Raw genomic sequence first — 14,419 nt, forward strand, 5'->3', positions numbered from 1 at the left:
CCGTCTTCAGCGATTGTCTCGACGGTAGCTGTGAAGTGCTCAGTATATGGGCCACGCTTGCGTTGATCGAGGCATTCCTGTAGTCGTTCTTGTTTATACTTCATCAGGAAGCCGATCGTAGAAGCAAATAAATCGAGATTCTGCTTCGAGATGGCTAGCTCATGCTGCGCTTCACACCAGTATGCCTTCATTCCTCCTTTTCCATCGGGAAGATTGCGCTCTTGAGCATGCCGACGATTGCGGTAAATCCGAGAGGCAATACCGAAATTGAGGAGAAGCTGTTGTACTCCTTCAAGCAATATGATTGAATTTGATGCCAAACGTACATCAATACCCTTCGTTACTGTGTACAATACACTTCCATCCGCCGTAAAGAGCGCCTGGAGGAAGCCGCGCTGCATCTCCTCGGTGCCTTTGAACACAACTTCCGGCACGCGGTGCTTCTTCTCGGCCAGGCCGTACTGCTTGGCGACTGTTAGCAGCCGCTCCGATTGCACGCGCGCCTCGTCACGGCCCTGCACTGTGACAACCCCGACCTCGTACGTGCGCGCCTTTGTCGTGAGCGGCGCGACAACCGTATTGACGTGGGAGGCGAACAGCGGCGCAAGCTCTTGCTTTTCCGCGCCAAAGAACGAGAGCACCGCACGATCCTGCTTGATCGTACCGTCGCCGACGAGCCAGCCAAGCGTACGGCCAAGCTCCAATGAGCCTTCATGACCAAAGCCGCCTTTGCGGTTCAGGATATGAACCTTGTCGCCTGGTTGTAGATGTTGAAGCTCAACCCATCCGCTCGGCGTCATGACGCGATGGTCAGCCGTGGCACGCAGGTAATACCCCTCGCGTGTCTGTAGCCGATAGACTGTTTTTGTGCCGGTGCGAAAAACGTGCGAGGCAGTTGTAGCAGTTTGGTCATGACCGAAGCGACCGTCGATCACGGCTTCCACATTGCCGCCGTCTTCAAACAGATCTTGTGCCCGAATCAAGCCTTTTGCCGTGTAGAGCAGGGTATCGCCGGTAACGCAGGGGTTGGTGCAGATCAGCGGAGAGAAGTAAAACGAATTACTCATCTTATTCGCGCGGTCCATGAACCACACGCCAGGCTCGGCGCTGGCCCACGCGCTCTCGATGATATTGTTCCAGATCTCGCGCGCCTTGACGGTCTTATACACGTTGACGGGCCTGCCCGCCGCGCGCCACGCCTCCATGTCGCCCTTCCACTGAGTGTCGTAGTCGGGATGCTGCGGATCGGGGAAGACCAGCTCCCAGTCGGCGTCGGCCTTGACCGCCTCCATGAACGGATCGGTAATGCCGACCGAGATGTTGGCGTTGGTGATCTTGCCCATCTCGCGCTTCGCGTTGATGAAGTCGAGCACGTCGGGATGCCACACATTGAGGATCAGCATCAGCGCGCCACGCCGACTATTATGCGTCACCAGGCCATTTGCCAGATAGGTGTGGTTGTCGTCGACTTCAAGATCGAGCGTCAGGGATTGCCCCGCTGGCTGCACACTTTCGACCGAAACAAACCACAGATCGTCCACGGCTGGCGCGTGCTCGGCAAAGGCCGGATGACTCTCGCTGAGACTCGCGTAGGCCGACAGGGTCAGATTGTGGTCGCCACGGGTGGAGCGCAGCAATTTACGCCGTAGTGCGGCATCGGTCGATGTGATGCGCTGCCCCGTGGCCCGGTGGTCGATCTGCGGCAGCGCGGTAGCGCTCAAGACCGGCTCGGCCCAGTACTCGGCCTGCGGCAGCGTGTAGCTGACCTCGCGGCTCAGATCGGGAGCAAAATCGAGACACGGCGCGAAGCGTGAGCGCGAGTCGCAGCCGATCATGGCCTGCCAGTTTGCCAGCCCCAGGAACGAATGGACGCGCAATCGCCAGATCGTTTTGCTGCCATAGCCCTCTGCGCTCCCTGATTGCTGTCCGATCGTGACCGGGCAGCCGAGGCCGATCAGCAGCGTTGCCACCTCATCGATCAGCCGTTTCGACGTGCTCGCCAACGAGGGATAGCCGTGTGATGGGCTGCCGTCGGCTTCAAACAGGCCGCGCAGGAACGCGCCGACAACCTGCGGCGGGCTTTGCCGGATCAGACGCGGCACGCACACGTCGGCGCTGCGGGCTTTATCGAGGCCATTGATGCGCAGGAACTCTTTGACGGTGCGGTTACTGATCAGATAGATCAACGAGGCGTCGTTTTCTTTTTGCTGCGCGCGGACATTGACGCCTTTGAACAGCCGCGCGATCAACGCTGGCATCTCGTCGATCAGGTAGCTATCGTGCGCTACGGCAACACCTAGCCGCCAGTCGCCCTCCTTAGCGGTCATAAACCCGTCGCCTGCCATATAGCCCAGGAAGAAGGCTAGCTCTTCGTCGAGCACCTGCGGCAGATCGACGATGTCTTGATTATGATGCCGGTGATCGGGCTTTTGCAGCGTTTGGAGCTTGCCCGCGTGCTGTCCCAGCTTGACAAGAATCGCATCGTCGCGCTGTAGCTCGTCCAGCCGTCGCCACTGCGGGCCGGTCCTGGTCATGACCTTAACTTTGTGATTGGGCGTGCCTGTAATGGTCAATCCCATATCGGTGTTGACGGTGAGCACGTCGGCGACGCCATTATTGAACACCTGCCGTGATAACCGCTGGCCTTCGTCGGTCATGACCACCAGTTGTTGCTCGCGCCAACCTCGTTTGGGATGCTCGACCATTTCGTCGAGGCGCAGGAGGCCCTTTTCGGTGAAGACGAGCGTATCGGGCGTCAGGCAGCCGCCCTGCTCGATCAGGCCGGTGACAAAGGAGTAGAGGCCGCCCCACGAGACAGAGCCGCTCGATCGACCGTTGACCCCTTTGACGTAGGCATGTCGTGGGCGCAGCGTCGAGAGGTTGATGCCAACGCCGCCGCCGCGTGACATAATCTCCATCATCTGCGACAGCGTCTCGACGATGCCGCGCCGCGAGTCGTGGGGGCTTGGCACCACGTAGCAGTTCGATACCACGACGCCCGCCGAGACGAACGAGTGATCGTCCTCAACCTCGATGTCGAGAACCACGCCGCTATAATCTTCGATCGCGATCTCATCGATCCGCAGCCAGCGCAAGCCATCGTGCTCAAAATAGTATTTAAGATCGATCTCGTGTGCTGGCGCTTCGACGCCGAAAAAGTCTTTGAAGAGCGGGCCGCACTCATGCGCGGTTGCCTGGATACGATAGGCCGGTCGGCGTCCCAGGCGATGCGTATTTTCTTTGATCGAGAAGAGATAGCCCAACCGCAGGAGCAACTGATGGACCTGGGTTGCCAGCACGCGGTTCGAGAGCAAGATGCCGAGCTTGTTGTCGGAGATATAGCCGTCGGCGGTGAATAGCCCTTTGAGCAGCGCGAGCGTTAAGTCGTGGGGGAGCTGCAAGAGATGCGCCGGAATGCGCTTACCGTAGCTGTAGCAGCCGAAGAACGCTTTGAAGAACTGTCCAAGCGCCATCGAGTTGGCCCAGAGGTCAAGCCAGCGCTCGGTGCTGCTCAGTTTCAGCGCCGTGGGCACGCCGAATTTGTCTTGGATGATACGTGCGATGTGCTCGGCCTCTTCGGACTCGTCCAGCCCGAATACGATCTTAATACCCGATGGAATATTGGTTTGAGAGCGATGATTGACATTGCCATCGCCGAGCCAGCGCCCAAAGAGATAGCACAGATCGGCATCGATTACCAGCCGATCCTTGACATCGTAGCGGGTGCCGCCCGCTTTGAGATGACCGTGATCATCGCTGCGCTGCTGGGGTTTGAACAGCTTGCCGTCGCGCTGCTCGTAGCCCGCGATGTGCTCCGAGATGTAGATTGGATCTACCGGCGTTTCCTCGCCGTTATAGGCTGCTGCAAGAAAATCGCCTGGTTTTAGCTCTCTGGCAGGAATCCATTGGGCCTCCTGCTGGAGTCGCAGCCCATCGCGGCTTTTGTACTTATTGACCCACTCGGAGCGAATCGCCAGCACCTTGTGCTCGCCGGTGACACGCAGATCGTCATAGCCGAGCTTCTTCGTCTTGAAGATGTAGATCTGCTCTTCAGTCTCTCGCTCGAATGTATGCAGAACGCGCCGCAGCCGGTTACGATGCGTCACAACCAGATCGCCGACGTTGACCTCTGCAATCGGTCGATAGCCGGTCGCGGTCAGAATCTCCTGCTCCGGTGGCATGCAGTTATAAAATGTTAACTGCTGATCGGTTCCCGCCGCCGTGAGGATACGCCCGCCGGGCACAAACCGCCAGTCGTCGAGCAGCCACCCGAAGTTGGCCTCCCACTCGCGCTGCTTCTCGTCGCTGGTTTCGATCGCCGCGATGCCGCGCGCCACGCGCTCCATCATCTGCTCCGGCCTGGTTTCGAGCGGCTTATCCACGTCCTCAATGCCCTGCTCGGTGAGCGTGCCGTCGCGCAGCTCGATCGAGACGCGCCCGTTGCTCAGGCTGCGCACCGTCCCGATCTCGCGCTGGCGGGTCTTCTGATTGACGCAGACGATGACAGTATCGCCGACGGCCAGCGACTTCTTGGTCATATCTTTCAGCGCGTAACGATCGAGGAAGATCTTTTCGCCCAGCTCGTTGAGCACAGCCCTGGGCGGCGTAGCCTGACCATTCCCGTTACGCTTGGTTGCCGTCGAGCGACGCTGTTCTGTCGTTGCCATGAGCCTCCTCCTGTAGCTAGCCCGTCTTGATATTGTAAAATATTATGTCATACAAGCCATGCGTGGGTGATGCGGGCCGGTATGACATAATCCTAAATATAGACATAAAACACGTTGTGTAGCACTACATCTAGTATAGCCATCGTAGCACAGGCTCAAGATCCGTGTCAAGTACAAGAACATGACAAATTAATTGCGGAAAACACTATACAGCTACGTAAGATGCGCCAGGCACTCGGCGAGCGCAGGCGTAGCCGTGACTCAAGGCGCGCTGCTTGCTAGAATAACGAGCGAAAAAGAGAGGGGAGCGCTGCGCGGTACGTGCCTGATTGAACAGGCGTGGCTGATCTTGTGCTGTTGCTAGATATAGTAGCTTATCAACAGATTATCCACTAGATGTGGAAAAGTCCAGGGTGTGCGCGCGAGACGACGAATCATACGCACATGCAAATCGCCTATAATTAAAGGAGGAGCATCGAACGCAGCGCGCAGCGCCGCGAACGCTACGGCTTTCGGCAGCGGGCGCGCGCACGAGGGATAGCATAGACATCATGAATACAACACACCGTTTGCTTGAAACGTCGTGCGCCTGGTGTGGCTATAAAGGCGGCCTGAGCATCGTCGGGGAGCACGTGCATATCAGCAACGCGCAGGTAACGATGGAGCACGCCGTGGGTCGCTGCCCGGCGTGCGAGCGGACGACGGCGCTGGCTGAGTGGGGCCGCGATACGCGCTTCACCTACAAGGTATTGGAGTACAAGCGCTGGCTGCGTCGCTCGAACTGGGTCGCGGTCTACAACGTCGTATGCGCCTGGTGCGGCTCCAAGGCAACCGATCCCGCCGAGATCAACATCACGGTTGCCAATCCGGTGAGCGAGCGCTTCCGCTACGACCTCTACGCATGCCAGACGTGCAGCAAAGCAACCGCGATCTCATACCTGGGCGAGGTGCGCACCCACTGCGCGGTGCGCGACGATGTGTATCGGGCGCTCTGGTATTTAGACCCTGACTAAACCGGTTGTTTACTACACAGGCCCTACACTATCGGCCCGATTGTTGGGGTCTAAGACCTATGCTACAATGCTGCCGCGACTGAGATAGTCGTATGTTTTTTATGTTTTTTGTTACTGGATGCGTGTCATCTGTTTCGGACAAAGAGCGCTCCCGACGCCCTAGAGTCCATGCATTGCTGGATCGAAATCGATGAAGGAGTTTCCGCATGGCTATCGAATCTGAGCCTCGAAACGCAGGGAGGCGGATCATTACCCAAGCCGAGGCCGAGGCGATTGCCGCTAAAGCTCGGCCAGACCAGCCGCCGCCGCAACGCAAATCGCGGCTGGCGCTCACCCGGCGCGAGGCGCTGGTCTATGCCCTGGCAGGCTCCAGCGCGCTGGTGCTGGCAACTGCCAGCGCGGGCCTGGTCCAGCCCGATCCGACGAACGACCCCACCCTATCGGCGATCACACCTGAGTTTATCAAACAGAACGTGCCTGGCGGTTTTGCCTATCCCCGCTTCAAAGAAGGCGAGTTCGGCGGCAAGTTTACCCTGGCGAAGAAAGCCAACGAGTACACCGTGAACGATCCGCCCGATCTCAACGCGACCGGCAAGTTCTACATCGTCAAGGTTGCCGAGCCAGTGTCCACGACCGAGGGCGTAGTAGCCCAGCAAGGCGTTCAGGCGATCTACCAGGTCTGTACGCACCTTGGCTGTCTGATCCCGTTCCAGAAGGCCGAAAATCGCTTTATCTGCCCGTGCCACGGCTCAACCTTCGAGCGCAACAGCGACTATGTGCGCGGCCCGGCGGCGCGCAACCTCGATCAGTTCGTGCTTGAGGTCGGCGGCGACGGCACGATCGTCGTGGATACCGGCAAGCGCAGACAGGGCGCACCGGCATAGTCGAGCCAGCGCATAGCATCGTAACGGACACATAGCTTGAGGAAACACCCCGCGTCAACATTGTAGATATGCTGTTAGATTGGAGTTTCTATGGCGACTAGGCCAGCACGGCGGCCTCAAGGTCCGGCTCAGCGCCTCAAGGGCGCTTTGGTCGAGGCCAGCCGCTCGATCTTTCCATCGATGGGCGCTGCCGAGTGGCGCTCGGTTATTCGGGGTGAGCCCGCGCCGCGCCCCAACCCGCGCATGCGCGTGCATAGCAACAGCTTCTGGTATCACATTCGTCCGCGCGCGCTGCCCCAGGAGGCCACAGCCTGGTACTATACCTTTGGCCTGGGCTGGATGTCCTTCTTCTTCTTCATGCTGGAGTCGGTCACGGGCGCGATCCTGATGGTGTACTACACGCCGTCTCCGCTGCAAGCCTACGCCGACATGCAGAAAATCATCAGCGACGTTCCGCTTGGCCGTCTGCTGCGCAACATGCACCGTCTCGGCGCGCACTTTATGGTGGCGATCGTGATCCTGCATATGATGCGAACCTACTTCACGGCCTCCTATAAAGCGCCGCGCCAGTTCATCTGGGTGACAGGTATTGTCCTGCTGATCATGACGCTGGTGCTCTCGTTCTCCGGCTACCTGCTGCCGTGGGACCAGCTCGCCTACTGGGCGGTGACGATCGGCTCGTCGATGGCGGATGCCGCGCCGCTCTTTGGCAGCGCCGCGAACCTGCTGCTGCGTGGCGGTGTGGACATCGGCGCGGGCACGCTGCTGCGCTTCTACCTGCTGCACGTCTTCGCGCTGCCTGCGCTGACGATCCTGTTCATCAGCATCCACTACTACGCCGTCCGCAAGCAGGAGCTTTCGCCGATCCATGAGCTGTTCGCGCCGGATCATCCCAAGGGCTGGGGCAAGCCCACCAGGCGCAAAGTGCCGTTCCTGCCCGATCAGGTCTTCTTCGAGGTCGCGCTGGTGCTGCTGCTGACCTTTGCGTTCGTGGCGATCAACTACTTCTTCTGGGATGCCAAGCTCGAAAGCCACGCCAATCCGGGCGTCACGCCGCAGCACACCAAAGCGCCGTGGTATTTCCTCTGGCTCCAGGGCATGCTCAAGTTCGGCGATAAGATCCTCTTCGGCCTGGTGCTCGGCCCGATGGTCCTGGTGCTGCCGATCGTGCTGCCGTACCTCGACCGCAACCCGTCGCGGCGCTTCGCAGACCGCAAGGTCGCCATCACCAGCGGCATCATCGCGATGATCTTCTTCGGCTACGTCACGTACGCCGGTCTGCCGACCTACGGCATTCAACAGTCGGGCAGCCAGGAGATCCTGACCGAGTTCGTGCCGATCGAGGGCGAGGGCATCGTCGACGAGGTGCCGTGGAGCGCGCTGCCCGAAACACCCGTGGTCTACGAGGTCCGCGTGCAGAATGGCGGAGTCTCGCACACGATCACCGACCTGGATGGCAATGTGGTCGAAGAAAGCGCGCTGACGGCTGAGACACGTCATCTCTTCGAGGAGTTCGAGGAGGCTGTGGTGCATTGGACCGAGATCGATCCGCGCTTCTTGAACCCGGTGGCGCGGCTGTCGGTCGAGCCGTGGACCTACGTGCATGATGAGCGGACGCGAGAAGTTGTCAACGGGCCTGACGGCAAGCCTGCGGTCGCGGTCAAGCGCGCCTCGGTGGTGCTGAACTTCCAGTCGACCGAGGTCGATCCCAATACCAACAAGGTCAAGGCGCTCACGAATGAGGACGGCTCGCCGCAGATCAGCACGAGCCAGCAGACCGACTTCCTGCACCGCGACTCGCACCATAACCAGCTTGAGGAGAACGCTTCAGCGCCGCGCGAGGCGAGCAAGTAAACCGGGCGCAACGTGTTCGGGGCCGCAGCCGGTGCGCTGGCTGCGCCCCTCTGACGATAAAGGATCATCATGACTCGTAATATTTTGATCGCGACGATCTTTTCGTTAGCCACCGCGATCCTATTGGGCATCATCTTCGTCAGCGAGGCCGATCGATTGCCCGAAGCGACGGCAGCGATCACCGCCGAGCAGATCGAGCGCGGCGCGCGCGACTATGAGCAGTATTGCGCCACCTGCCACGGCCTGGCCGGTGAGGGCGGCGTCAAGTTCGGCGCGCCACAGCTCAACAACATCGTCCAGCGCTACACGCAGAGCCAGAGCGGGCAGCCCGCGCCGTTCGACCAGCCCAACGGCATCAAAGAAAAATATGGCTCGATGGCGAACTACATCGAGGCGATCCTCTTCTCCGGTATTCGCGGCACGCCGATGCCCGCCTGGGGTCAGCCCCAGGGTCCGCTGCGTCCCGACCAGATCACCAACATCACCACCTATGTTCTGTCGTGGAACGGCAACGTGCCGGAGGCGGCGATCAAGGTCGCGAACCGGGTGGCGACCGAGCAGGCTCCGACCGCCGACCCGAACGCCAATCCGGTCAGCCAGGGCGAGATCGTCTTTACGCAGAAAGGCTGCGTCGGCTGCCACGCCATGACCGATGAGAAGCGAGTCGGGCCGGGCCTCGGCGGTCTGTTCCAGCCGGATGGCACGGCGGCCTTCGGCACTGAGCTACCCAATGGCAAGCCCGTCAACGACGAGAACGTCAAAGAGTGGATTCTCAACGGCTCGGCTGGCTTCCCCGAAAACAATAACGACTTGCAGGGTAACGACTACCCGCCGATGCCTGGCTTCGCGCTCACCGACGAAGAGTACGAGACGCTGTCGGTCTGGCTCAAGGCGCATAACCGCGATGGATCGCTGACCGAAGAGGCGCAGCAGATCATCGAGCAGGCCAAGCAGGGCACCGGCACGGGTGAGCAGCCGCCGACCGCACAGCCGACCGGGCAGGCAAACCAGCCGGGCGCGCCGAACTCGCCCGCCGGGCCGGGATCGACCGCAACGCCGTAACGTGTAGCGTCGCCGTCGTCGGGCGCGCCGCCGCGCTGAGTGGCACTGCCCGGCGAGGGCACGCATGAATCAGGTAGGAGCTATGCTCGGACGACTCTTTTCATCACGGATCGCCGACCGGCGCGATGTTGGGCTCTTCACGGTAGCCGGTCTTGTGCTGATTGCGTTCACGATAGTCTGGGCGCTATTCTTAGCCCAGCTCACCATTCCGATCATCGGCCAGAAGGTCTTTATGCTGCTGGTCGTGCTCGGCTTCTCGCTGCTGGCTGGCCTGGTGCCGTATCTTACCTGGGGCCGTGGCGAGCGCCGCCCAATCGCCAGCTTCATGGTGCGCGTAGGCCTGGCGATGCAGATCTTTGGGCTGCTAATCACGCCGATCGGGCTGCTCTACGAGACGAATCCGGTGATCTCGGTGCCGATTGGATTTGCCGCGTTTCTCACCGTCTTCTTCGGCGTGTTCGTCTCCGGCTTCGGCGGCAATATGCTTGCGCCGCCGCGCGCCTAGGCGGCATCGTGGACTCGGCCAGCACCTCCTCTTCAGCATATGAAGAGGGGGTTTTGTCTGCTCTGATGCTGCGCTCTGTCCACAGAGCCGAAGATGATCGACGATCTCTTAGAAAATCATTAAGCAGGATCGCCGGATAGTGCCGATTAACGTAGTAGAATGTTGGAGCTACAGATACCATCAACATGAGGAGGCTTCGTTTGCTTTTACGACGATTGTGGCTGGCTGTTGCAGCGATTGCACTGCTGGCAGGCTGCGCCAGCACGCGCCCGCCGATCAATGCGATGAATCCGACGGCTGGGCCGGAAGATGCCGTCGCCAGGATTACGTTCCGTGATAATTCTGTTGTTTACATTTCACAGGCGACCCTCGATCAGTTTCGTAATCAGGTGTATGCCAGCCAGCAGGGTCCCGCGCCCGCTGAGCCGGTGCTCAACGAGCTGATCACGCGCCAACTGCTGCTGCGGCTGGCTCGCAACACCGATGTCGTGGCCGATCCCCAGAATGTCGATCGCACCTTTACCAACGTCCGCGACCGTCTCTGCGCCGAGCGGGTTGAGGGCCAGGTCGATGCCGGTGATCCGAACGCCGTGTGGGATGTGTGCGCCCAGACCTTTGGCTTTCCCGACGGTGCCGCGTTCCGTAACTTTATCTCCGAGGAGCTGACGATCGATCAGGTGGCGCGCAAGGAAGCGCCCAAAGATATGATCCGCGCGGCGCATATCCTGTTCGATGCAGCCGACTATATCAAGGCAGCGGAAACCTACCAGCGGTTGCAGCGGAGCGGCGGCGGCGATTTCACCGATCTTGCCAAAGAGCTATCGGTCGAGCCTGCGGCCAAGCAGAGCGGCGGTGAGCTGCCCGCGTTCAATGAGCAGGGCATTACCGAAGAGGGCCAGCCCTTCGATACCATCTTCGTCAGCAAAACCTATGAGCTGAAGCCGAAGTTTCTCGAAACGGGGCAGGCGATCAGCGAGCCGTTCGAGACGCAGTTTGGCTGGCATATCGTCAAGGTGCTTGAGCTGACGGCCTCGCAGCAGGCGTCGCAGGGCTTCCGCGATGCTATTCTGGAGCGTGCCCGCGACGCGCAGGTTGCCGATCTTCAGCAGCCCGATAGCGGCGAGATCCCGTTGCTCGGCGTGGCTGAGATCTTGAAGCCGCTGCCGTCGCCGGAGGTTGTGCCGACGATCGAGCCGGTGCCGGTGCCGGAGGAATCGCCCACGCCGGAGGCGACCAGCAGCGTGCCGGAGGAGGCAACCCCCGCGCCCGACGAGACAACGACGGCGACGCCCTAAGAGCTTAGGACAAAGAACTACGGAACAAAGAACAAAGAACCGGGTGCCCTCTGGGCAAAAGAACAGGTGAGGGCCGGAACTCGCAACCAATGTTCTTTGATTCCGCACCGGGACGGTGACGTGTGTATGATAGGGACGACTCTCCTGCGCGCCATAGCAGGCTGCGGTCGTCCCTACGTTCGCGTTCAGGGCATCAGTGTTGCAGGCGATGATCCGGTCATGTGGCATCTGATGTCGGGATATGGTTAGGAGGATAGTGATGCAACGACCACGACCGCTCGTGCTCTGCGTCATCGACGGCTGGGGCGTCAGCGACCGCGCCGACGGCAACGCGATTGCGCTGGCGCACGCGCCGAACATGGCAACCTGGGCCACGACATACCCCTACACGACACTCGCCGCCTCGGAGTTGGCAGTAGGCCTGCCTCAGGGCCAGATGGGCAACAGCGAGGTCGGCCACCTCAACATCGGCGCCGGCTTCGTCGTCTACCAGGACTCGACGCGCATCTCAGAGGCGATCCACGATAAATCGTTGTTCAGCAATCTGGTCTTGTTGGACGCCTTTGCCCAGGTCAGAAACAATCACTCGCAGATGCATTTCATGGGCCTGCTGGGGCCTGGCGGCGTTCATGCCTACAGCGAGCATCTCTACGCGCTGCTTGAGCTAGCCAAACAGCAGGATGTCTCCCAGGTCTTTATCCATACCTTCCTCGATGGACGCGACACGCCGCCGCAGAGCGCCGTGCCGTTCATGAAGGAGCTGCTCGCGGTGATCGAGCGCCTGGGCGTCGGGCAGGTGGCGACGGTGTCGGGGCGCTACTACGCGATGGATCGCGATAAGCGCTGGGATCGAACCGCGAAGGCGTATCGCGCGCTGGTCTATGCCGAGGGCGAGACAGCGACCGATCCGGTCGCCGCGATCGAGCACTCGTATGCCAGGAGCGTCACCGACGAGTTTGTGCTGCCAACGGTGATCACGCGCGATGGACAGCCGATCGCGAAGATTCAAGACGACGACGCGATCATCTTCTTCAACTTCCGCACCGATCGTCCGCGCCAGATGACCAAGGCGTTCGTGCTGCCTGATTTCGACGGCTTCGATCGCGGGCCGCAGCTTCGTAACCTGGACTTTGTGACGCTGACCGAGTACGAGGCTGATCTGCCGGTGCAGGTGGCGTTCCCGCCACAGAACGTCGAGGAGCCGCTGGCGAAGGTGATCAGCGATGCCGGTCTGTCGCAGTTTCACACGGCGGAAACCGAGAAGTACGCGCATGTGACGTTTTTCATCAACGGTGGTCGTGAGGAGCCGTTTCCGGGCGAAGATCGCAAGCTGGTGCCGTCGCCCAAGGTGGCAACCTACGATCTCCAGCCGGAGATGAGCGCGCCCGGCGTCACCGATGTGGTCGTCGAGACGATCCGATCGGGCACGTACGATGTGATCGTGATGAACTTCGCGAATCCCGATATGGTCGGTCATACCGGCGTGCTGCCCGCCGCGATCAAGGCGGTCGAGGTAGTCGACGAGTGCCTGGGCCAGATCGCCGAGGCGGCGCTGGCACAGGGCGGCGGTATGCTGATCACCTGCGACCACGGCAACGTCGAGCAGATGGTCGATCCAGTCACGGGCGCGCCCCACACGGCGCATACGACCAACCCGGTGCCGTGCGTGATCCTCGTACCCGACGATGCGCCGCTGCGCCAGGTGACGCTGCGCTCCGACGGCAAGCTGGCGGATGTCGCTCCGACGGTGATCGACGTGCTTCAGTTGCAGCAGCCGGAGGCGATGACCGGCCAGAGCTTGATCCAGCGTTCAGGAGCGTAGCCGATGATCAGCGATGTTGCGGCGTTCGGCGCGTACTTCGAGCGGGTCTATGAGCGCACGCTGGAGGTAGCGCAGGCGGTGCCGCCTGCGCGTATCGATTGGCGGCCCGCGCCCGGCGAGCTAACCTGCGGCGAGATCATTCGCCACATCGCGGCGACCGAGCTGATGAACATGCGGGCGGTCGCGAGCGGCGAGATGCGCTATCCCGGCCATCACGCGGATCTCGGCACGACGCACGCGGCGGCTATCGCCTATCTTGAGACGTGCCATGCCGAGGCACAGGCGATGCTGCGGGCGCTGGACCCGCAGCGGCTCCAGCTCAATATTCCGGGCCAGTGGCAGGACGTGCCCGGCTGGCGGCGCTTGCTGGGCATGATCGAGCATGAGATCCACCATCGCAGCCAGCTTTGCACCTACCTGACGCTGCTAGGCTGCACGCCGCCCGCGCTCTTCGGGATTCATGTCGAAGACTTGCCGACGTAGGTCGATCAGGGTGATCGACAGGTGGAGCGCGCCGCCTGTCTTCCGCCTTATGGCTGTGCAGCCAGCGCTCCACCCGTAACAATCGGCAGGTAGCTGGCGGTCGTCGCGACGACGACCTCCGCCGAGCGGCTGGGTGTTGCCGCGCTCCAGAAGTAGGGCGGCTGACAGCTCGCGCTGGTGCTCTCGCCGCTGACGGTGGCGAAAAAGGTGACGCTGCCCGGACGAGCGGCAGTCAGGATGAAGGGCGCGCTGGCGCTGCCGCCGGGCGCGATGCTGGTGTAGAGTGTTACCGGCTGCGGCTCGGCGGGCGTGAAGATCGGGCTGCCGACATCTTGCGGCACGCCGGGCGCGGTTTCGGCATACAGCCGAAACTGCGGCAGACCGAAGCAGCGGTCGGCGGTTTCGTTGAGAACGCGCACCTCGACGGTGATCGACTCGCCGGGCACGACGAACGTGCGCGATGGCGTGGTTGTGCTGATGAAGGTTCCCGATGCTTCGGCGGCGATCGCCGTGGGTTTAGACGCGGTCGGCGGCGCGTCAAGGATGATCCAGAGGCCGAGCAGCACGGCTGCGAGCATGGCTTGTGTGGCGCGATCGCTGGTATGACGGGTCGAGCGCATTGAGGCTCTCCTTGTGCTGCGTTGCAGGTTTGCGCCGCGCTAGATGTAATACATCGACTGGCCTTCGCGCTCGCGCTTGCGCTGGATCAGATCGTCGAGCGTATGCGTGGCGAGATAGGCCTCCACGGCGTCGCGCAGCCCGTACCACACATCGTTGAGCACGGCGGCCTCGCTGGATTGCGGCAGCGGCTGAATGCCCTCGGCCATCTCGACC

Annotated in this window: 10 protein-coding genes; 8 read left to right on the top strand and 2 right to left on the bottom strand. The window is 61.1% G+C overall.

Features of this window, described 5'->3' with window-relative positions:
* On the bottom strand, positions 1-4,667 hold a 4,667-nt coding region (locus VFZ66_19350; GenBank protein ID HEX6291349.1), incomplete at its 3' end, for an LAGLIDADG family homing endonuclease.
* Positions 4,668-5,218: 551 nt separating this feature from the next.
* On the opposite strand from VFZ66_19350, the gene VFZ66_19355 reads away from it, so the two are divergent.
* The 8 genes from VFZ66_19355 (at position 5,219) to VFZ66_19390 (ending at position 13,585) form a co-directional block, all read left to right on the top strand.
* Complete coding sequence (locus VFZ66_19355) at positions 5,219-5,680, top strand: hypothetical protein (GenBank protein ID HEX6291350.1); 462 nt, start codon at positions 5,219-5,221, stop codon at positions 5,678-5,680.
* A 206-nt stretch (positions 5,681-5,886) separates the two neighbouring features.
* Positions 5,887-6,564: a ubiquinol-cytochrome c reductase iron-sulfur subunit gene (locus VFZ66_19360; GenBank protein HEX6291351.1), complete on the top strand. Its 678-nt coding sequence runs from the start codon at positions 5,887-5,889 to the stop codon at positions 6,562-6,564.
* 90 nt (positions 6,565-6,654) lie between these two features.
* Complete coding sequence (locus VFZ66_19365; protein HEX6291352.1) at positions 6,655-8,418, top strand: cytochrome bc complex cytochrome b subunit; 1,764 nt, start codon at positions 6,655-6,657, stop codon at positions 8,416-8,418.
* Between the two features lie 69 nt (positions 8,419-8,487).
* On the top strand, positions 8,488-9,480 hold the full coding sequence (locus tag VFZ66_19370; GenBank protein HEX6291353.1) for a cytochrome c: 993 nt from the start codon (positions 8,488-8,490) through the stop codon (positions 9,478-9,480).
* A gap of 64 nt (positions 9,481-9,544) precedes the next feature.
* Positions 9,545-9,985 carry a hypothetical protein gene (locus VFZ66_19375; GenBank protein ID HEX6291354.1) on the top strand — a complete coding sequence of 147 codons (441 nt, stop codon included), beginning with the start codon at positions 9,545-9,547 and terminating at the stop codon, positions 9,983-9,985.
* A gap of 200 nt (positions 9,986-10,185) precedes the next feature.
* Positions 10,186-11,280, top strand: a complete 1,095-nt coding sequence (locus VFZ66_19380) for a peptidylprolyl isomerase (protein ID HEX6291355.1) — start codon at positions 10,186-10,188, stop codon at positions 11,278-11,280.
* A gap of 259 nt (positions 11,281-11,539) precedes the next feature.
* Complete coding sequence (gpmI, locus tag VFZ66_19385) at positions 11,540-13,102, top strand: 2,3-bisphosphoglycerate-independent phosphoglycerate mutase (protein ID HEX6291356.1); 1,563 nt, start codon at positions 11,540-11,542, stop codon at positions 13,100-13,102.
* A 3-nt stretch (positions 13,103-13,105) separates the two neighbouring features.
* Positions 13,106-13,585, top strand: a complete 480-nt coding sequence (locus tag VFZ66_19390) for a DinB family protein (GenBank protein ID HEX6291357.1) — start codon at positions 13,106-13,108, stop codon at positions 13,583-13,585.
* A gap of 47 nt (positions 13,586-13,632) precedes the next feature.
* Here VFZ66_19390 and VFZ66_19395 read toward each other — a convergent pair whose 3' ends face one another.
* The gene (locus VFZ66_19395) at positions 13,633-14,205 is read right to left on the bottom strand and encodes a hypothetical protein (protein ID HEX6291358.1); all 573 of its coding nucleotides are present in this window, start codon (positions 14,203-14,205) and stop codon (positions 13,633-13,635) included.
* Between the last annotated feature and the right edge of the window lie 214 nt (positions 14,206-14,419).

The organism is Herpetosiphonaceae bacterium (assembly GCA_036374795.1).
In the GTDB taxonomy this organism is placed as follows: Bacteria; Chloroflexota; Chloroflexia; order Chloroflexales; family Kallotenuaceae; genus LB3-1.

Bases quoted from the DNA above. Each gene is read 5' to 3' on its own strand.
- VFZ66_19360 (HEX6291351.1), top strand. From the start codon at position 5,887: ATGGCTATCGAATCTGAGCCTCGAAACGCAGGGAGGCGGATCATTACC.
- gpmI (HEX6291356.1), top strand. From the start codon at position 11,540: ATGCAACGACCACGACCGCTCGTGCTCTGCGTCATCGACGGCTGGGGC.
- VFZ66_19370 (HEX6291353.1), top strand. From the start codon at position 8,488: ATGACTCGTAATATTTTGATCGCGACGATCTTTTCGTTAGCCACCGCG.
- VFZ66_19355 (HEX6291350.1), top strand. From the start codon at position 5,219: ATGAATACAACACACCGTTTGCTTGAAACGTCGTGCGCCTGGTGTGGC.
- VFZ66_19375 (HEX6291354.1), top strand. From the start codon at position 9,545: ATGAATCAGGTAGGAGCTATGCTCGGACGACTCTTTTCATCACGGATC.
- VFZ66_19390 (HEX6291357.1), top strand. From the start codon at position 13,106: ATGATCAGCGATGTTGCGGCGTTCGGCGCGTACTTCGAGCGGGTCTAT.
- VFZ66_19365 (HEX6291352.1), top strand. From the start codon at position 6,655: ATGGCGACTAGGCCAGCACGGCGGCCTCAAGGTCCGGCTCAGCGCCTC.
- VFZ66_19395 (HEX6291358.1), bottom strand. From the start codon at position 14,205: ATGCGCTCGACCCGTCATACCAGCGATCGCGCCACACAAGCCATGCTC.